Origin of the sequence: Streptomyces sp. NPDC002463, from assembly GCF_042889835.1 — a bacterium.
GTDB classification, from domain to species: Bacteria; Actinomycetota; Actinomycetes; order Streptomycetales; family Streptomycetaceae; genus Streptomyces; species Streptomyces nymphaeiformis.
The window spans coordinates 318,764-337,737 of sequence record NZ_JBIARL010000004.1 but is presented as its reverse complement, the minus strand read 5'-3'; the positions used below and the strand labels follow the sequence as shown (position 1 = coordinate 337,737).

Annotated in this window: 14 protein-coding genes and 3 pseudogenes; 12 read left to right on the top strand and 5 right to left on the bottom strand. The window is 69.3% G+C overall.

The window, feature by feature from the left end:
* The first annotated feature begins 74 nt into the window (after positions 1 to 74).
* Both ACFYX3_RS11770 and ACFYX3_RS11765 read left to right on the top strand, forming a co-directional pair.
* Complete coding sequence (locus tag ACFYX3_RS11770) at positions 75 to 689, top strand: GNAT family N-acetyltransferase (protein WP_389011315.1); 615 nt, start codon at positions 75 to 77, stop codon at positions 687 to 689.
* Positions 690 to 853: 164 nt separating this feature from the next.
* On the top strand, positions 854 to 1,696 hold the full coding sequence (locus tag ACFYX3_RS11765) for an MOSC domain-containing protein (protein ID WP_389011312.1): 843 nt from the start codon (positions 854 to 856) through the stop codon (positions 1,694 to 1,696).
* Positions 1,697 to 1,741: 45 nt separating this feature from the next.
* Here ACFYX3_RS11765 and ACFYX3_RS11760 read toward each other — a convergent pair.
* Positions 1,742 to 2,976 (bottom strand): annotated as a pseudogene (locus ACFYX3_RS11760) (IS701 family transposase).
* A gap of 166 nt (positions 2,977 to 3,142) precedes the next feature.
* Between ACFYX3_RS11760 and ACFYX3_RS11755 the strand changes: the two are divergent.
* Together ACFYX3_RS11755 and ACFYX3_RS11750 are read left to right on the top strand one after the other, a co-directional pair.
* Positions 3,143 to 3,547 (top strand): type II toxin-antitoxin system PemK/MazF family toxin, encoded by a 405-nt coding sequence (locus ACFYX3_RS11755; RefSeq protein WP_389011309.1) that lies wholly within the window; start codon positions 3,143 to 3,145, stop codon positions 3,545 to 3,547.
* Between the two features lie 1,339 nt (positions 3,548 to 4,886).
* Positions 4,887 to 5,863: pseudogene (locus ACFYX3_RS11750) on the top strand (IS5 family transposase).
* Positions 5,864 to 5,930: 67 nt separating this feature from the next.
* Here ACFYX3_RS11750 and ACFYX3_RS11745 read toward each other — a convergent pair.
* A complete protein-coding gene (locus tag ACFYX3_RS11745) occupies positions 5,931 to 8,201 on the bottom strand; it encodes an MMPL family transporter (protein WP_389011306.1) in 2,271 nt (756 codons plus the stop codon).
* A 175-nt stretch (positions 8,202 to 8,376) separates the two neighbouring features.
* Here ACFYX3_RS11745 and ACFYX3_RS11740 point away from each other — a divergent pair, with 175 nt between their 5' ends.
* A complete protein-coding gene (locus ACFYX3_RS11740; protein WP_389011303.1) occupies positions 8,377 to 9,549 on the top strand; it encodes a sensor histidine kinase in 1,173 nt (390 codons plus the stop codon).
* The gene (locus ACFYX3_RS11735) at positions 9,524 to 10,186 is read left to right on the top strand and encodes a response regulator (RefSeq protein ID WP_389011300.1); all 663 of its coding nucleotides are present in this window, start codon (positions 9,524 to 9,526) and stop codon (positions 10,184 to 10,186) included. The genes ACFYX3_RS11740 and ACFYX3_RS11735 overlap by 26 nt, the downstream gene beginning before the upstream one ends.
* 274 nt (positions 10,187 to 10,460) lie before the next feature.
* Here ACFYX3_RS11735 and ACFYX3_RS11730 read toward each other — a convergent pair whose 3' ends face one another.
* The gene (locus tag ACFYX3_RS11730) at positions 10,461 to 11,261 is read right to left on the bottom strand and encodes a HEAT repeat domain-containing protein (protein WP_389011297.1); all 801 of its coding nucleotides are present in this window, start codon (positions 11,259 to 11,261) and stop codon (positions 10,461 to 10,463) included.
* Between the two features lie 434 nt (positions 11,262 to 11,695).
* Between ACFYX3_RS11730 and ACFYX3_RS11725 the strand changes: the two are divergent.
* The 4 genes and pseudogenes from ACFYX3_RS11725 to ACFYX3_RS11710 form a co-directional block, all read left to right on the top strand.
* Positions 11,696 to 12,147 (top strand): annotated as a pseudogene (locus ACFYX3_RS11725) (hydrolase); the annotation flags it as partial.
* Positions 12,148 to 12,580: 433 nt separating this feature from the next.
* Positions 12,581 to 13,558, top strand: coding sequence for a peptidoglycan-binding protein (locus ACFYX3_RS11720; RefSeq protein WP_389011294.1), 978 nt, complete (start codon positions 12,581 to 12,583; stop codon positions 13,556 to 13,558).
* A 265-nt stretch (positions 13,559 to 13,823) separates the two neighbouring features.
* Positions 13,824 to 14,171, top strand: a complete 348-nt coding sequence (locus tag ACFYX3_RS11715) for a hypothetical protein (protein WP_389011291.1) — start codon at positions 13,824 to 13,826, stop codon at positions 14,169 to 14,171.
* 119 nt (positions 14,172 to 14,290) lie between these two features.
* Positions 14,291 to 14,869 (top strand): L,D-transpeptidase family protein, encoded by a 579-nt coding sequence (locus ACFYX3_RS11710; protein ID WP_389011288.1) that lies wholly within the window; start codon positions 14,291 to 14,293, stop codon positions 14,867 to 14,869.
* 193 nt (positions 14,870 to 15,062) lie between these two features.
* On the opposite strand, the gene ACFYX3_RS11705 is transcribed toward ACFYX3_RS11710, so the two are convergent.
* Positions 15,063 to 15,284: a hypothetical protein gene (locus ACFYX3_RS11705; RefSeq protein ID WP_389011285.1), complete on the bottom strand. Its 222-nt coding sequence runs from the start codon at positions 15,282 to 15,284 to the stop codon at positions 15,063 to 15,065.
* 466 nt (positions 15,285 to 15,750) lie between these two features.
* On the opposite strand from ACFYX3_RS11705, the gene ACFYX3_RS11700 reads away from it, so the two are divergent.
* The gene (locus ACFYX3_RS11700) at positions 15,751 to 16,557 is read left to right on the top strand and encodes a hypothetical protein (protein WP_389011283.1); all 807 of its coding nucleotides are present in this window, start codon (positions 15,751 to 15,753) and stop codon (positions 16,555 to 16,557) included.
* Between the two features lie 112 nt (positions 16,558 to 16,669).
* On the opposite strand, the gene ACFYX3_RS11695 is transcribed toward ACFYX3_RS11700, so the two are convergent.
* Positions 16,670 to 17,440: an NUDIX hydrolase gene (locus ACFYX3_RS11695; protein ID WP_389011280.1), complete on the bottom strand. Its 771-nt coding sequence runs from the start codon at positions 17,438 to 17,440 to the stop codon at positions 16,670 to 16,672.
* 956 nt (positions 17,441 to 18,396) lie between these two features.
* Here ACFYX3_RS11695 and ACFYX3_RS11690 point away from each other — a divergent pair.
* Complete coding sequence (locus tag ACFYX3_RS11690) at positions 18,397 to 18,936, top strand: hypothetical protein (protein ID WP_389011277.1); 540 nt, start codon at positions 18,397 to 18,399, stop codon at positions 18,934 to 18,936.
* The last annotated feature ends 38 nt before the right edge of the window (positions 18,937 to 18,974 follow it).

Sequence of the window (18,974 nt, the reverse complement as noted above, 5' to 3'; positions counted from 1 at the left end):
GAACTACAGCTGCCGCGTCAGACCGGGGCAGAATTGAGTTGTTCCTGGCTCGACACCCCGATACCTTCCGGTTCATGCCTGCCCGGACTCCGCTGCCCATCACTCTCACCGGCCGCCAAGTACGCCTGGAGCCGCTCGCGGTGAGGCATCTGGGAGACCTCTTCGAGGCGGGAGGCGGTGACGAGGAGGTGTGGCGGTGGCAGGGCGGGCCGGCGCCACAGACGCAGGCGGAACTGGGTAGCCGTCTTGCCATGCTGCTCAAGGCAGCCGAGCAGGGCGTATACGTTCCCTTTGCGGTCATCCATCGTGTGACCGGGCGGGCCATCGGCTGGACCGCGTACATGGACATCAACGTGGCCGACGAATCGTTGGAGATCGGCTGGACGTGGTACGGGCGCGCGTACTGGCGCACCGCCGTCAATACCGAGTCGAAGCTGCTCTTGCTCACCCACGCCTTCGAAGACCTGGGGATGGGACGCGTGCAGTTGAAGACCGACCATCTCAATCACCGCTCACAGGCCGCGATCACACGTATCGGGGCGCGTCGCGAGGGCGTACTCCGCCGTCACCGCCGACGCCCGGACGGTAGCTGGCGGGACACGGTGTACTTTTCGATCCTCACGGACGAGTGGCCTGCGGCCAAGGAATCCCTCGCTGCTCGCCTGGGAGAACTGGGCCATGCAGGATAGCGTCGGGGCGTCGGCATGACGGAGGCGAGGGCTGCTGAGAGGCAGCTCAGTCGGCCTGGGCTTGTTCCGCTTGAAGTGCCTGCTCCTGAGACACACGTGATGGCGGGCCGGAGGGAACGGTGCAGGCTTTGGTCTGGCCTATGCGGTGGCAGGGAGAGTCATAGATGATCTCCATGGGAACTGTGGCGGCGGTACGCCGATATCCGGTGAAGTCCATGCTCGGCGAGGCTCTGGTATCCGTGATGGTGACGCGCGCAGGGCTGTCCGGGGACCGGTCACACGCCGTTCTCGATGAGACGGGCGCGATCGGGAGTGTCAAACACCCGCGTAAGTGGGGGCCGTTGCTCGGCTGCCGGAGTCGGTTGGCCGAAGGCACCGTCGCGGTCGAGCTACCCGACGGGGTGATCCGTGCGGTCGGCGATCCCGATTTGGATGCCCGATTGTCCAAGCTGTTGGGCCGCCACGTGTTCGTCTCAGCGAGCGCACCGTCTCACAGCACGCTGGAGCGTGCGGTGCCGGAGTACGAGGGTGGTGTCCCGGATGCCCTGCGGCCCACGGCATTCGTGGACGACACCGGAGAGAGGATCACCGCCGGCAAGGTCGCGTCGGGAACCTTCTTCGACTACGGCCGGGTCCACCTCGTCACCACGTCCTCGCTGACAAGGCTCCGATCCATCTACCCTGCTGGCGATTTCGATCCGCGTCGTTTCCGGCCGAACCTGGTCATCGACACCGGCGAGGGGCCCCCTTTCGTAGAGGATGGCTGGCAGGACTGGCAGTTGCGCGTGGGCGAGGCACTGTTTCGCGTGGTGGTGCCCACGCCGCGTTGCGTGGTACCCGCGCTCGGCCACGACGAGCTGGGAGCCGACCCTGGCATCATGCGTGCGATAGCCCGCGAACACCGGATCCACGTCTTCGATTTGGGGCGCCTGGCATGCCTGGGGGTGTACCTGGATGTCATCGAACCCGGCGAGGTCCGGCTTGGCGACTCGATCACAACTGGCTGAAGCGCTGAACGCTGTGGCTAGTACTCCAACCGTAGATCGTGATCTTCATCCTTGAGCGGCTTGTCGTCGGTAGTGGCTGGTCCGGGATCGGGCCTGGTGACGGCGTCGCCAGACGGACCAGCCAAGCCGGTGGACAGGGTCAAAGACGCGTTGGATGACGAGCGTGATGAACAGTCGTTGGATCTCGTTGCAGGTGAGCGGTATCAGTTCGTCGGGTGAGGGATGACGGTCGTGTTCGTTCGCGCGGACGACGGCGAGGAAGGCGTGCGCGAGCATGGCCAGGGTGACCCAGCGGGACCAGGACGAGCAGTGCCGGACCTGGTGCTCGTCCAAGGCCGCCAAGCCCTTGCCGGACTGGAGAAACTCCTCGACCCGCCGCCTTGATCCAGCGACGCGCACCAGGGTGGTCAGCGGCACTGCGGCCGGCGAGTCGCAGCGGCAGTAAGCGAGTTCGCCGGTGCTGCGGTTGCGGCGGATCAGCAACTGCCGGCTCCCGGGCCGGGGGTCGGTGAGGTCGATGACGGCCCAGTCGTAGAAGCGGTGGCCCTTGGCTCCGCTCCCTGCGGACAGCTTCTTCCAGGCCCTCTTGGGCACCTTCCTGGCCAGCGTGTCCGCGCGGAACTTCCCGGCACCTGTGGTGACTTCGTGCGAGCAGGCCACCGCGAGGACGTAGCCGGTGCCGCGTTCCTCCAGCGCGGCGCGCAGCCTCGGGTTGCCGCCGTAGACCTCGTCTCCCGCGACCCATGCGGCCCGGTGGCCGGCGTCCAGGAATCGGGTGACCATGCGGGCGGCCAGCTCTGGCTTGGTCGCGAACTCCGTATTGTCACCGAGTCCGGCGGCCCGGCAGCGGTCGGGGTCGGAGGTCCAGGAACGCGGAACATAGAGTTCCGGTCGATCGCCGCGTGCCCTCGCGGGGTCGAGTAGGCGAGGTAAACGGCTACCTGGCTGTTCTCGACGCGTCCGGCGGTGCCGGTGTACTGGCGCTGGACGCCGACGGTGTCGGTGCCTTTCTTCACGTCGCCGGTCTCGTCGACCACCAGCACCGCCTCGTCGTCGTGCAGATGCTCCACCACGTAGTCACCCACGTCGTCGCGGACCTGGTCGGCGTCCCACTTGGCCCGCCCGAGCAGGTGCTGCATGCCGTCCGGGGTCCTGTCCCCGGCCCACTCGGCGATGGTCCAGCAGTTCTTGCGCGGCAGGTCCGACAGCAGTCCGAGTACCGACTTCCGGGCTCGGCGCCGGGATTCGACCCGCGTGAACCGTCCCGCTATCCGGCTCATCAGGCCCTCGAACGCCTCCTGCCAGCGGGCAGGGTCTACGCTGTGACCTGCGGCCACCGCACGATCTCGAGTCTTCACACACCGATGATCAACGGTGGCCGCACCCGTCTCCACAGCGCGTCAGGGTCGCGCAGCGTCTGTCTGCCGTCATGTGTCTGGAGGACTTGTGCAGCGTGGCGAAGTCTGGTGGGTCCAGTTCGACGAGCGGAGGTTGGTCGTACTGCTGTCGGGAGACGACGCGTCCGGGATCCAGGTGATGCAGGTCGTCGCTCCGGCGGGCGTCGACATCAGCGGTCTGGGCATCGAAGTGGCGGTCGGCGCCGGTGAAGGACTGCCGTTCGAAGGCGTGCTGCGGCTCGCGTTCCCGCGTCCAGGCTTCACCCCTTGCACGTGGCTGACCACTGTGTCACGGGACGACCTGATAGAGCGGGCGGCCGTCCTGTCCTCGGCGAAGCTCAGCGAGATTGACGATGCCCTCCGACTCGCTGAAGAAGCGCAGGAGCAGACCCCGGCGACGACCGCGAAGCTCAGCGAGATAAGGGACGCCCTCCGTCTCGGTGAACTCGGGTAGAGGGAGAAGGAGCCGACGGCGTGGGCGGTCTCGGCCAGATGGTCGACGCGGTCCGACACCCTTCACCCGCCACCGCCATGCCGACGCTACGCGAACACGACGAGCAGGTCGGCATCTCCAACACCACAGACGTGCAGCAAGGAGCATCACCGCCCGAGCGGGGAGCAGTTGTACCTCAGACCTTGAAGGGGCCCTCGGCGGACCATCCCCACGGGCGCGGGGAGCAGTCAAGGCAAGTCATGAACTGCGCGGGGGACTTGGGCATGCCGCAAAAGCGGATCTTGGCCGTGAATGATCGCGACTTGTGCATGGGATGGGGCCTATGACCTGTTCCGGTGCTGGCAGCGGGGCGATTCCCCACAGTTCGAGCCGGTACTGGAAGCGATCCGGGTGCCCCGGCTTGGAGTAGGCAGACCTCGTACGCGCCCGGGCCGGGTCCGGGCCGACAGGGCGTACGACTGCCCGCGGACCGGGTCCGCAACCGGATCAAGCGCAGCACGCTCGGCGGGCGGCCGCCGAAGTTCGACAAGGACGACGACAAGCAGCGGCACACGGTTGAGCGCGGGATCAACCGGCTCAAGCGCCGCCGAACCGTCGCCACGCGATACGGCAAACTCGCCGTCCGCTACGAAGCGACCGTGCTGGTCGCAGCTATCAGTGAACGGCCGTGACGGTGCTTCGTCGGACGGGTGCCCATAAGCAGCGGCTCTCTGGCTACCTTCCGCTGCCGTCCCCGCGCAGCGCAGCACGGACCAGATCGGCGTCCGCAGCGGGAACGGCGAGTTCCCAGTAACGATTCAGCTGCTTGCCGGGACATCAGACGGAACAGCCGCTTGTCGACCGCCTCACTTCCCGGGCCGGCGACCGGGCCTGCCCCGTGGACGTGGAACGGGGCAATCAAAGCAACGCCTTCACCGGAACTGCCGAGCACTCGAAACCGCCGCCACACCACTGTCGACGCTGCGGCGGGATCGAGAATCAAGGACCCCTGCCGGAAGCGATGGCCGTCACGGACGAACGCGGAGACCTCGCGGGCCTCTCCCGCATTGAACGCCATGACGTCCGCTTTGGCGCGATGCCGGGCGTCTCCTGTGAACTGCTCGATGAGACGAGCCGGATGCCGGAGCAGATCCGTGAAGGCCAGCGTCCCTGCTGCCCGTCGCACTCTTCGCCCCACCGTCGCCCCCCCTGCATCGCTGTCGTACTCAGGGTGGCGACGGAGGTGTGCTGAATTGCCTGCTCAACCGCTCTCACAACAGGCGCTAGGGCGCGTATCGAGTCGTGATCAATTTGCGGGATGTGCCTTCGTGGCACGGTCCGGTCCGATAGACGGTCTTACGTGACGCGAGTGCAACTGACAGATCCGGATTGGGAGTTCATCGAGCCGTACCTGCCGGTCGGCGAGTACGGCCCGCACCCCGAGCGACTGCGGCAGCAGTTCGAGGGCGTGATCTGGCGGTTCAAGACGGGCGGGCAGCGGCGGGAGATGCCGACGGAGTTCGGCGCCTGGTCGACCGTCCACAACCGCTTCCGGCAGTGGCGTGACGCCGGCGTCTTCGAGGCCCTGCTGGAGGGCCTGATCACGGAAGCCGCGAAGCGGGGTGAGGTGGACCTGTCCCTGGTCGGCATCGACTCCACCACCGCCCGAGCCCACCACGACGCGGCCGGGATGCACCTCGACGAGGGCGTCGTCACCGCCCTGGAGAAAGCCGCGGCCGAGGAGGAGAAGGCCAGGTCAAAGGGGGCGGCCTCGAAGAGCAAAACGGGCAAGAGGCCGAAAGTGATCCCGCGCTGGAAGAACGACGACGCATCCGGCGTCGGCGGAAACTCCGGCTGAGGGCCGTCCTCCTCGGACGTTCCAGAGGCGGTCAGAGCAGCAAGGTCCGCCTCGCCGCCGACCGCAAGTGCCGCCCGCTGGCGTTCATCCTGACCACAGGCCAGGCAGCGGACAGCCCGCAGTTCATCCCCGTCCTGAAGAAGGTACGGGTACGCGGGCCCGTCGGCCGACCCCGCATCCGGCCGGACGCGGTCGCCGGGGACAAGGCGTACTCGTCCCGCGGAAACCGCGCCCACCTGCGCAAACGCCGTATCAAGGCGGTCATCCCGGAAAAGAAGGGCTCCAGAGGTGGCCGACCCGTCAGCCACGACGCCGGTCTCCACGAGGAGCGGAACACCGTCGAACGCCTGATCAACAAGCTCAAAGCATGGCGAGGCATCGCCACCCGATACGACAAGACTCCCGACAGCTACCTCGCCGGTCTCCACCTGCGCGCCTCGACGATCTGGATCAAGGACTTCGCCAGTACCACCCGATGATCATGACTCGATATGCCCCTGGGTGACGCGCTGAGGTGCCGGACGCCAAGGGCGGGCAGGAGTTGAGTCAACGGTCAACCAGCCGTGGACGCGGGGCCTCACCCGTGGATTCCGCGTCGGTGTCGTCGGTGCCGACCGGGCCGCGGGGAAGCATCCGGTCCAGCCACTTCGGCAGCCACCAGTTGGTCCGGCCGAGGAGTGTCATGGTCGCCGGTACCAGCACCATGCGTACGACCGTGGCGTCGATGAAGATCGCGGTGGCCAGGCCGAGCCCGAACATTTTGGTGGAGGGGTCCTCGGCGACGGCGAAGGACAGGAAGACCGCCACCATGATGAGGGCGGCCGAGGTGATGATCCGGGCGGTGCGCGAGACGCCCTCGACGATCGCCGTGCCGTTGTCGCCGGTGCGCAGGTACTCCTCGCGTACGCGGGAGAGGAGGAACACCTCGTAGTCCATCGACAGGCCGAACAGGATGGCGAAGAGGAACATCGGGATGAACGACACGATCGGAACCGTCGCTTCCAGCCCGATGAGTGCACCTCCCCAGCCCCACTGGAAGACCGCGACCATGATGCCGTAGGCAGCGCCGATGCTCAGCAGATTCAGCAGTACCGCCTTGAGCGGTACGAGTACCGAGCGGAAGACCAGCATCAGCAGCAGGAACGACATCGCCAGCACGGCGGCGACGAACACCGGCAGGCGTTGGCTGGTGCGTTGGCCCACATCGGACAGGCTCGCGGCGGCGCCGCCGACGTGGGCCCTGGCCGGGCCGTGCCCGATCGCCGTGGGCAGCACGTCGGTGCGCAGCCGGGCGATGGTGTCGGCCGTGGCCTTGTCCTGAGGGCTGGTGGTCGGGAACACCACGAGGGTCGCGATGCCGGTGGCCCGATCGATGTGCGTCGGCGCGACGGATGCGATGCCCGGATCCGCCGCGACCGTTGCGACGAGTCGGTCCAGCACTCCCGGATCACCGGCGGGGTCCGCGGCGATGACGAGGGGACCGTTGGTGCCCGGGCCGAACCCCTCGGCGACGAGATCGTAGGCGCGGCGCTCGGTACGGCTCTGGGGCAGTGAGCCGTCGTCGGGCAGGCCGACGCGCAGGCCGAGCACGGGCAGCGTCGCCGTCAGCAGCAGCGCCGCGGCGCCGACCGCGTACGGCACCGGGTGCCGGCTGACGTGCCCGATCCAGCGACGCCACCCGGCGGCGGGGACGGCGCCCGGCGCCGTGTCCCGCCGTCGGCCGAGGCGGCCCGACCACCCGGCCCGAAGTGCCCGGCCGATCCGGCCGGCCCGGCCCAGACGCGGGCCGGCCGCGCCGAGGAAGGCCGGCAGAAGCGTCACCGACGCGAGCACCATGGTCAGGACGACGATCGAGACGGCGAGCCCGCCCACCGTCATGAACGGCACGTTCGCGACCGCCATGCCGAGGATCGACACGACGACGGTGCCGCCGGCGAAGACCACGGGCCGCCCCGCCGTGGCCACCGCTCGTCCGGCCGCCTCGTGCGGATCGAGCCCGCGCGCGAGGTACTCCCGGTGCCTGGCGAGCACGAACAGCGCGTAGTCGATGCCCACTCCGAGCCCGACCATGCTGCCCAGGACCGGTGCGAAGGTGGGGACGTCCGTGACCCCCGCCAGTACCGTCATCGTGGCGACCCCGACGGTCAGTCCGAAGACCGCCATGCCGATCGGCAGCGCGGCGGCGACGAGCGAACCGAACGCCAGGAACAGGATCGTGGCCGCGGCGAGGAGGCCGATCAGCTCGCTCGCGCCGCCGTCGGGGTCGGAGAAGGCGTAGAAGAGGTTCCCGCCCATCTCGATGCGCAGGGGCAGTTCGGCGCGCAGCCGGTCGCCGAGTTCGACGAGGGCGTCGAGGTCTTCGGCCGACAGTCGGCTCTGGTCGGGGTACTGCACCCGGACGACCGCGATCCGCCCGTCGGCCGAGACGAGGCCGCCGCGCACGGCGGTGTCCCCGCCCGCGTCGAGCGCCCCCGCCGGGTCGCTCGTGCCGAGCACATGCGGCAGCCGCTTCACCTCGGTCTGCAGCCGCGTGAGAGCGGTGCGCGCGCTGTCGTGGTCGAAGAACGTCGCACCGTCGTCGAGAGGGGTGACGACCACTTGGGCGGTCATCCCCTCCTGGCCGGTGCCTGCCCGTTCGATCAGTTCCGCGGCCCGCTGGGAGTCCAGTCCCGGAGCGGTCATCGAGTCCGCGGTCCGCCCGCCGAAGGCGACGGCGGCGAGGACGGCGAGCGTGGCGGCGATCAGCCATGCCGCGATCACCCGCCAGGGATGGCGGGCGGCGCTTGCGCCCAGGCGCAACAGGGCTTTCGAGAGCATCGGGTCCTCCAACCACCTCGTCGGCCGTCCTTGTACGGCCGCCGATGCCGAGGCTCGTCGCCACGGCGCTCTGCGGCATCGGCTCGCGGGCCGCGGATCCGTCGGCCCCGGGACGGAGTGACGACCCGTCCTTTCGGCCGATGCGCGGCACGCCACGGCCCCTAGGCTGAGAACCGTGCTCCGAGACGACCTGCGAACCCTGTGGACCGAACCCCGGCCGCCCGACGCGCCCGCCCGGGTGCGGCGGGACTGGGCGCTGCTCGCCGCGGGCCTGGGCGGTGTGGCGCTGGAGGCCACCCTGCGCGAGAACGTCGTGTGGCGGCCGGTGGCGGTGGTGTTCGCCGTATGGCTGTGCCTGCTGCCCCTGTGGCGCCGGACCCGCCCGCTGGCGATGGTGACGCTGGCGTTCGGCTCGGTGATCCTGCTTCAGGCGGCCTCGCTCGTCGCCGCGCCGCGCGATCCCGTCGGCCTGTACACCGGGGCGGTCGTGCTCGTGCTGGTGTACGCGCTGCCCCGGTGGGGATCGGGACGCGAGGTCGTGCTGGGCGCCTCGGTGATCCTCGCGGCCGGCGCGCTGTGTTCCGTCACGGACGAGACCCCGGTCGTCGAAAACCTCGTGGGCATCGCCTTCCTGCTGCTGCCCGGCGTCGTAGGGGCTGCCGTGCGGTTCCGTGTGACCGCTCGCGAGCGGCAGGTGGAGCAGGTGCGCTCCCGCGAGCGCGAGCAGCTCGCCCGGGAACTGCACGACACGGTGGCCCACCACGTGTCGGCCATGGTGATCATCGCCCAGGCGGGCCGGGTGCTCGCGGACACCGACCCGTCCGCCGCCGTCGCGGCGCTGGAGGGGGTCGAGGAGGAAGGGGCGCGCACGCTGGAGGAAATGCGCGCCATGGTCGCCGCGCTGCGCGACCGCGGGGTCGGCGCCGAGCTGGCGCCGCCTGCCGGTGTCGCGGATCTGGAGCGCCTGGTGCGGACCCCGGGTGGCCGCCTCAGGGTCGACCTGGGGCTCGACGGCGAGCTGGACGCGCTGCCCCCGGCCGTGGACGCGGCCGTCTACCGGATCGTGCAGGAGTCGGTGACCAACGCGCTGCGCCATGCTGTCGACGCGACCGAGCTCGTCGTCCGGGTCGCCGCGGAACGGCACACGGTACGGGTGAGCGTGCGCGACAACGGCCGGCGCACCGGCCGGGGGCGCGACGGGTACGGACTCACCGGACTGCGGGAGCGCGCTACCCTGCTCGGCGGCACACTACGAGCCGGCCCGGGTGCCGACCGGGGCTGGCATGTCGAAGCCGAACTGCCGAGAGCGAGGAGCGAGAGCCGTGTCCATTCGCGTCCTCGTCGCTGACGACCAGACGATCATCCGCACCGGGTTGCGGATCATGCTGAACGCCCAGCCCGGCATCGAGGTGGTCGGCGAGGCCGCCGACGGGCGGGAGGCGGTACGCCTGGCCCGCGAACTGCGCCCCGACGTCTGCCTGTTCGACATCCGCATGCCCGCACTCGACGGGCTCGAGGCCACCCGGCTGGTCGCCGGCCCGGGCGTCGCCGACCCGCTGGCCGTGGTCGTCATCACCACGTTCGACCTCGACGAGTACGTCTACGGCGCGCTGCGTGCCGGCGCCCGCGGATTCCTCCTCAAGGACACGGGACCGGACCTTCTGGCCCAGGCCGTACGGTCGGCGTCCGGCGGTGAGGCGCTCATCGCGCCCAGCGTCACCGTCCGTCTGCTCCAGGCATTCGCGGACCTGCCCGCCGGCCGGCCCGTGGCCCAGCCGGTCTCCCCCGTCACCGCCCGCGAGGAGCAGGTGCTCCTCGCCGTCGCTCGCGGGCTGACCAACACCGAGATCGCCGATGCACTGCACATCAGCCTCAGCACGGTGAAGACGCATCTGGCCAGCCTGATGGCCAAACTCGGCGCCCGCAACCGGGTCGAGATCGCGATGTGGGCCTACGAAACGCGCCGTATCCTCCCCGGAACCTGAGCCGGGTGCGGGCCATGTCCCATGAGTCCCCGCCCGGACATCAGTGCACCGGTCGGCTCACGTCGGCTCCACGTGCCTCACCCGCCCGAGAGCGTGACGTACCAGGAGGCCGGAACTGGGACGGTGAGGCACCCGATACGACAAGACTTCCGACAGCTACCTCGCCAGTCTCCACCTGCACGCCTCGATGATCTGGATCAAAGACCTCACCAGGACCACCCGATGATCACGACTCGATACGCGCCCTAGATGCTCTCTTCCAAGGGATCGGTGGTCAGAGCGGCTCGCGGGATGCTTCCACTGCCTCCCGGACGTTCGAGTGCGGGTCGTCGGCAAGGCCGTCCAGCAGTTCGGTGACCCCTGGGGTGGACCAACGGGCGACCGCCCACACCAGATCCTCCCGCACCCCGGGGTCGGGGTGGGTGGCGAGGCGGCTCAACTGGGCGAGAGGGCCGCGCCGACGCATTCCGAACCAGTGCAGTGCCTCCCGAAGCGCGGCCGGGTCCCCGGGGTCATTGGCTGCGACCCGGGCGAGCAGCACCTTGACGGGTGGCGGCGGACCATCCAACGGATGCGGCAACCGCTCGCGCAGGCGCCGCGCCCCGTACCCGCCGCGCACACGGCACCCGAAACAGGTGCAGGGGCGCACACCGTGTGCGTCCGGCAGATACCGCCAGCCCGCCACCTGCGGCGCGGTGCGGACCCGGTGCACTTCACGCGGCCGGATCGCCCGGGGGACGAACACCTCCCACCCGCGCGGGTCCTCCAGCGCCGCGATCCGGCGCACTGCCTCTGACGCGGAGACGGTGGCCTGGGCATTCCGCGCCCGGTCGGCATAGCGCCCGACCAGCACGTCCTGGGCGTCGTCGAGTCGCACGTGGACTGCCACAAGGCCGCCCCGGCTGCCGAAACGGGCCAGCTCGCGCAGCCATTGGTGGGTGAGGGTGTACGACGGCAGGACCGGGAAGCAGTAGACCCCCCGCACACTGCCCTGCCCCTGGCTGGCCGCCCGAACCCCGGACCGCCGGATACGCGGCGCGTTCGCCGCTGAGGTCAAGTGTACGAACATCGCCATGACACGAGATGTTAGGTGACCCATTCCAGGCCATGGTCTGCGCGTACGGCACGAGGGCGTCCAACGTAAGTGTGTGAAGGCAGAGTCGGACACCCTCGCAACCGCATTCCATGTGAAGACCGACGACCTGCTGACCACGTCTCCGCATCTCGATCTCGCGCCATCGTGGCCGACCGCGGGAATCGCCCCGCGGCTCACCGACGGCTAGCTGGAGGAGTACGGAGGCCCGAGCCTGGGATCATCCTCCCGCATGCGGGGAGCACGACGCCGGAAGCCTCCTCCTGCCGCCCAGTCCTCCGTGAGAGGCTCCGCCTGACGGGCTGGGCGAGAGGGGCGAAGGGGCCCGGCAGCGCCATGAACCGGGTAGGGCGACATGCGGTACATCAAGCTGCGTAGCCCGGAGGTCTCCCGGATCGGGCTGGGCGCGACGGGCCTCCGATGCGCCGCTGTCCGGCCCGGACGGCGGCTGCGTCGTCCAGACGTTCTTCACCGTCGACAACCTCAAGGCCCCCATGGTCGACGACTCCGCCGAGTGAGACTTCGCGTATCTGCCCAACGGCGGCTGGGGCGAGCCCGCGAGCGTCCTCTGCACGACCTCGTGGGAGGCCTACGTCCCGAGCCGCGGGAGGCCGTCAACCAGCATCCGAGTCCCGCACGAGCTACGCGGGCCGCCACGACGCCCGCTACCTCCCCGAACGCTCCATGTCCATTAACTTCGGCCAGTGGCTGATCGACCTGGCAGGCCCGACGTCGACGGCCCCGCGCGCCTACGACCAGAAGATCGACTACGTCCTCACGTCAAGGGCCAGGTCCTGCCCCAGCTCAGGTATCCGCCTACCGCTCGACGCGCACGGCCGTCGAAGACACCCTCCCCGCCGCGTCGTGACCCCAGCGGCCGGCCTGCCCCCTCGAAAGCCGAGGCAGGCCTCGGCCGCACCGCACATCACTCCTGTGGGTGAATCTCCGCTCCGTGATGCGCTGCCCGCCTACTCGTCCGGGTGAACCCGGGCCGCCCGCCTCTCCCCTGCCCGAAAAGCGGGGGCGGCTTCGCCGCACGGCCACGGATCACCCGGGCGACACCGGTGCGCCGCAAGCGTCTGCTCCGGGGACCGCGACCGCGTCGTTACGATCAGCCCCGCTGAGGCCGAGGCGTCGGCGCCTGCCGTCATGCACAGACCTGACCTGCTGTTATGTCGCCATGCAGCCGAAGCGGAGGCCGGCTGTTCCGCATGACGACAGGGAGAGACACGTACATGGAACACGTACGGGGCGGCCAGGATCAGGAACAGGACCGGAGCGCGGGACCAGAGCTGGCCCGGTTGTTGCGCCGCTGGTGGGAGGAGGCAGGGAGTAGCACAGGCGGCACCCGGCCGACGCAACAGGCCCTGGCCGCGAGGCTCGGCATCGATCAGACGACGCTCTCGCGCTATCTGAACCCGAAACACCTCTCGACCGCTCCCCCGCGGGTGGTGGAGATCCTGCACACCCAGTTAGGCGCACCGGCGGCGGAACTCGAACAGGCCCGGACGCTGTGCCGGACGGCACTGCGGGAGAACGGCAGGAAGCAGGGGTCCGATTCCACGGCCGACCAGGCCGCCGATCCCGCCGATTCCGCCGATTCCGCCGACGAGCTCGGCACGAACGGCCCCGCTGGCACATCCGGTCGGCAGCGTTCCCGGTGGCTGCGGCGGGTCTTGGTATCGGCGGCCATCATGCTGGCGTTCACCGCCGGAGCGTTTGTCAACGAACGGCTCTCCGCCCCAGACCCGAAGGCCGTGGACACGGGTGCGGCCGGTGCCCTTTCCGCGAGCGAGGCACCGTACGAGTGGCCGTTGCTGCGCATGGGCGAGGAGGACCAGTTCAGCCGCGCTCGCGCCCTGCAGAACCTGCTGAACGCGCACGGGTACAAGGTGCTGGCCGACGGCTTCTTCAGACAGGACACCCGGGACGCCGTGATGGATTTCCAGCAGCGGCACGACCTCGCGGTCGACGGCAAGGTGGGCCCGCTGACCTGGCCGGAGCTGGTGAAGGTGGTCGAGCACGGATCCGGAGCCTTCGAGGTACGGGCCGTGCAGGAGCTCCTGAACAACGTGGGTCAGGGCGGTACCGCGGTCTCGGGAAAGTTCACGGCAGCGACCGTCCAGGACCTGAAGTTCTTCCAGCGCACACACGGCCTCGCCGCGACGGGACGGGTGAACGCGGACACCTGGCTGGCCCTGTTGGTGAAACAGCTCCCTCCCGTCAAGGCACCGGCCTACCAGAGGGGGACAAGCCCGCTCCCCTCCGCTCCTTTGTGAGCTCCCCTCCGAGAGGGCCGGGGCTCCGTCCGGATCGCGCAGTCCTCATGCACGGGGACATAACTCCAGGTCAGAGCCTTGCCTTGCAGGGTGCATCAATGTGCCTCGGCAAACGGCCGGGTTCGTCTTCCCGTATCCGGCCGCCCCGGTGATGCTGGTTCTGCGGCCGGCACCCCCGGGGCAGCCCGCCCCCTCGGTGGGCGAACGTCCGGGTGCTCTCGTTCCGGTCCGCCTCCTGTCAGCACTCCGCCCGAAGGGGTCCTCCATGTCCGCTGTCCGCAAGACCATCACCTCCGTCCTCACGGCCACCGTCCTCTCGGGCGGACTGGCCCTCGGCACCGCCGGCCCGGCGAGCGCGGCCGGCTGCGGGACCTCCGCGTCCCCGGTCATCGACGGGGCCTCGGCCAGCTGGAGCATCCGCTGCTCGGGCGGCCGAATGACGATCGCCGGCTGGGTGCAGGACACCCGCGCCGACGCCAAGTGCGCCCTGATCCGCATCCACGCCGGCGACAACCCTCCCGCGCGGCCCGAGGCATGCGGTTCGGGGGTCCGCAAGAACTTCTCCCACACCTTCAAGGCGAAGAACGTGGACGCACGTCTGGCCATCGCCTGACCGCGCACCCCGGGCGGGCCGCCCGGCCCGCCCCACCCACGTGTCACGAGCACCCACACGCCACACAAGCGCGGCCGGGGCACCCCCACCCAGCCGTGCGGAAAGCACAAGGGAACAACATGAGCAGCAACGGACCTCACCTGCGCGGCACTGTGATCGCCGGAGCCCTGGCGACCGCGCTGGCCCTGGCTCCGGCCGCCGCCGCACAGGGGCCCGCCCAGACGCCGCCGGCCGGAGCGACCAGGCTGGTCTTCGACAAGAACCCGAAGGACCCCACCGACTCCCGGCTCCTGGTCTACAAGGGCGACAGCAACACGCCGTGGGCCGTCTACCGGGCTGGTTCGGGCGTCGGCATCCAGGACGACTGCGCCCGCGCCAGGGGCTGGCTGCCGAACGGCAACTGGAAGATCAAGCTCAAGTCCACCACGTACAACGGCAATCTCATCAAGGGCTACGCCGTCTACCTCGAGGACATGAAGTGCTCCCAGGGCACCCTGAAGCGTACGGAGATGTTCATCCACTCCGAGATGAACCGTGACGGCAGCCAGGGCAGCACCGAATCCCGCCGCTGGGACGGCACCCGCGACTACAAGTCCAACGGCTGCGTGAAGCTGCACCCGGAGGACATCAAGAAGATGTTCCGGCTCTTCGACCGCCCCGAGTTCGGCTGGCCGACCCACCTGCGCGTCGTGTCCTGATGCCCCGCGCCGTGCCCCACCTACGTCGAGATGTACGGAGGTGGGGCACGGCGCATCACCCTCGGCGTCACCAGGAGCGCAGCGCGCTCAGCCCAGGCCGCCGACTTCCTCGGCCGCCTGGGCCGCAAGCTGCGTACCCACCTGCGACCGCACATCCTCGACCGGCTCCTCCACCGCTGCGAGGCCCTCCCGATCAAAGGATCTCTCCAAGGGCCGCGGTGCGCGCCTGCAGCATGTCTCGGTACCGTTCGTCCAAGGGGCCGTTCATGGCTGAGGAGACACAGTCGGCGAGCACCATGTCCATCATCACCATGCATTCACCCTCGGGTTCTCGCTGGTAGAAGCCCGGAGGGAAGCGCAAGGTCCTGAACTCGTCCCACAATCGCGTCAACTGGTCCAGTCTTGCTTCCGTCATGCCCGTGATGATTCCTCACGACCAGGCATCGAGAAAGCGCGTTTCCCACCCACGTGGTCCTCCGCTTCTCGTTCTCGGCGGCATCCTCTGCAGACAGCTCTGCACGTTCACTCGTACTCGCCTCTGCGCTTCAGCCGGTACGCCGACACCGCCGGCCAGGCTTGATGCACCAGCCTTCGAGACCGTGACGGCAAGCATCCGTGTTCCGCGACACGACACCGGAAGGCCGAGAACTCGACCGGAGGCAAAGCCGTTGGGGGGGCGATGGTCATGCGTCAAGGACGGCGTACGGTCCAGCCGGATGAACTGCTGTTCCGGTCGGTGAAGAACGTCGGTCGCTCGGCTTGGTGAAGGCTCATGGGCATCCCGCGTCGCTGCCGACATCCGCATGCATCGCTGCCGTGCGTAGACATGTGGCGGTGTTGTGCCCTTGTTGGCGCTGAGATGGGGGCTGCATGATTCGCCGGTGACTACTGAGGCGTTGATCGGACTCTTAGGGATCTTAGGCGGGGCATCGATCGCAGCGCTCGGAGCCGGCTTCGTGCAGCGTTCCGCTCGAAGGGCCAATGAGCAAAAGACAGCCGCGGACAGGGCCGCGCAGTCGAAAGCCCTCGGTCTTGAAACCGCAGCGTCCGCGCGTGCCGCCACCAGGTCCTGGGAGCTCTACATGGAGCTGGTGGTCCAGGACCTGGCCGCCCGACGCGCGGTAGAACTGGGCACGTACGACGCGGCGATACGAGAACTCCTCGGGCATGTCACGGATGCGCTCTACCGACTCGCTGCCAATGAGTCGATCTACACCACTGACAGAGGTTCCCGCTCCTGGGCGGCACGGGCAGGGCTCACCGAGGCCAGCACACGGATTCGCGGAGTACTCCTCCAGCAGCACGACGGAGCCGTGCCGGCACAGGAGTCTGGCGTCCTCCTGGAGATGGTGAAGGAAGCAGCTTCCAGGATGAACTCCCATCTTGTCGGGGAGAGCGAAGGCCTCCTAGGCAAGTCCATGCCTCCGTACCTCCAGGCTCAGCCAGCCCCACCCATGCCCGAACGTGCTTCCGACGCACCAGCCCCCCTCCCCTTCGAGCCTTTCTGGTTCGGCGTGCCCGCGCCCCGGGCACTCCAGGGGGAGGACGGCAGGCTGATACCACCGACCATCCTTGATCCGGGCATCTGGTATCTCGCCGTGGGGGACGACGGCGACGCGCTGGTCGTGCAGACGCAGGGCGGCGTGAGAGGGCTGCTTCGGAACACCAACGGCATCCAACGTGCCTGACGACCGTGAGTACCCCCACCGCGCTTCCCCGCCCGGCCGACGTCGCAGCGGCAATCAGTCGCGTGTGACGGCGCCGGCGGGCGGGCAGTCCGGGTGCGCGGTGCCACCCAGATCAGGCGGTGAAGTACCGGTCGAGCACCTGGGGCAGGTAGTCCGCCGTCAGACCGAGGCGACCCGCTGCGGCCCGTGACGGTACGAAGGCGATCTCGTCGAGCTCCGGCCCCGAACCGGACCCGGCTTGCACGACGGACAGATCCGCGTGCAGGCGGCGTACCTGCGCCCCGGACCGGGGTGGGCAGAGGAAGTGGAAGCCGAGGCTGCCGAACCGGTTGCCCCGGGTGAGGGCCCATGGCTGCAGCTCCTCGACAGTCACGCGTACACCGGTCTCCTCGACCAGCTCGCGGGCGGTGTGTCTGCGCAGTTCTGCCATGTTCAGGGGCTTGCCGGCCAGGGGAGGTTCGACCGCACCGCCCGGCAGGCTCCACCGGCCGGGCGCCGCTGTGACCGGAGACCCCCGTCCGACCACGAGACCGTCCTCGGTGGGCAGGAGAGCGGTGACGAACACAGACCCGGGGACCTGCTCAGGCGGCCGTAGCCGGCGCAGGGCTCGGTGGCGGTACGTCATGGGCGCCCAGCGGACGACCAGGCTGCCGTCTCCGGGCTGGTCGAGGCCGAGAGCAGCCACCAGCGGTCCGTCGAACGTGGCGGGGTTGAGGGCCGTCGTCTCCTCCCACAGCCGGTCCACTTCACGTCTCTCCCAGGAGGACAGGACGGGCGTCGGCTGCTCGCCGAAGACCAGCCCGCGGGCGTCGAGGAACTCGACCGGGGGGCCGGCGGGCCCGGGAACCTCCTCCGCCCCGGGCAGGTCGGCAGCGGTGTTCACAGGGACCGGCACCGGAGCGTGGGGCCGGGCGGGTTGGAGAAACGGGTGATACTCATCCAGGACATGGAGCTCCCTCCGTAGAAGCGGCCGAGCGGGTCGACGCCACACAGGTCGGTGAGACTTGACCCGATCACCATGATCGTGCCGGATCCATCAGCCGGTGAAACGCGTCGTCCTCGATCACCTCCGGGTCGACTGGCGCCACCGGTTCGAGACAGCGCTCACTCGCCACGCGCTGGACACGCGGACGAACCTCACGATGCGGCAGCTCGCGCCGCTGTTCCGCTGCTCGCCGGCGACGGTCTGCCGGGGCATTCAGCCGCCGCGGCCGCTGCTAGCGATCGGGCTCGGCCTCGCGTCCGGACGCTGCGCTCGAGCGGCTGTGGATCGTGGACGGCGCCCTCGTCCCGGTCCGCGACCGCGACCGCGAGTCCGAACGTCCTCGCGCCATCATCATCGATGCCGACACCAGGTCGGTGATCACCGCAGCACGGCCGATTCCCGCGTATGGGCCTGGCGGAACTCCGGCCTGGCCCAGTGCTGCGAAGGCGTGACCGTGCCGGCCGGGGGCACCCACATCGACTCTGGCCCTGCCGCCCCGCACCGCAAACGCCCCGGACGAGCCCTGCTGCCCCGCGAGGAGGCAGGCGGCACCGAACATCGACAGATCAGGGGCCGCGTCGAGCACGCCTTCGCCCACATGAAGCACTGCAAGATCCTCCACGACCGCCGCGAGTACGGCAACGGCCTCCACCTCGCAGTCCTAACCGGCGCCCGCATACACAACCTCGCCCTAGCCGCATGTCCGGACCGACCACAGAACCGGCTCCGACCTGCCCGGACATCACCTTCCGCAACACGCTTCACAGCCCGTCTCTCTGATGCGCTGGAGGTACGACCGAAGCAGTTCGGCAACTTTGGTTTACGTAAACGGCATCGGAAACTATAGTTGTCACATGGCAGTCTCTGAGATCACCCCAGAAGAGCAGGCAGACCTCGACAAGGCCCTGTACGACGCCTTGAATCCCCTGGCCTTGGCCATCCGCTCCCGGGAGACCGGGTTGCCCGCGGACCGTATGTGGGAAGCGGATCCCGTCGAAGTGGCGCTGTCCGTCCTGGCCGCCTGGAAGGCGGTGGATGTCGAGGTCAGACGGCTGACGGCGCGAGCGGCAGCAACCGCCGGCTCCTACGGCGCGAGTTACGAGCAGTTGGGGGCTGTCTGGGGCATCACCCGGCAGGGTGCCCGTAAGAAGTGGCCGGACGCCGTCAGCCGCCCGGCATCCGTGACCGCGGGCAAGAGCACGCTTGCGCTCTTCGGAGGGACCGCCGAGCTGGTGCAGTCGTCTTCCGGTGGTTGGTGCTGGACAGGCGTGGGCGCTGATGGGGCATCCGGCACGGCCGCCGGTGGGACGCTTCACGCGACCGCGGAAGAAGCGGCGGCCCACGCGGGCGCGTTCCTCAAGGAACACGCCCGCGACATCGGCGACCAGTCCTGAGGCTTCTCTCCAGGCGATGGCGGTGAAGGCCTCATCCG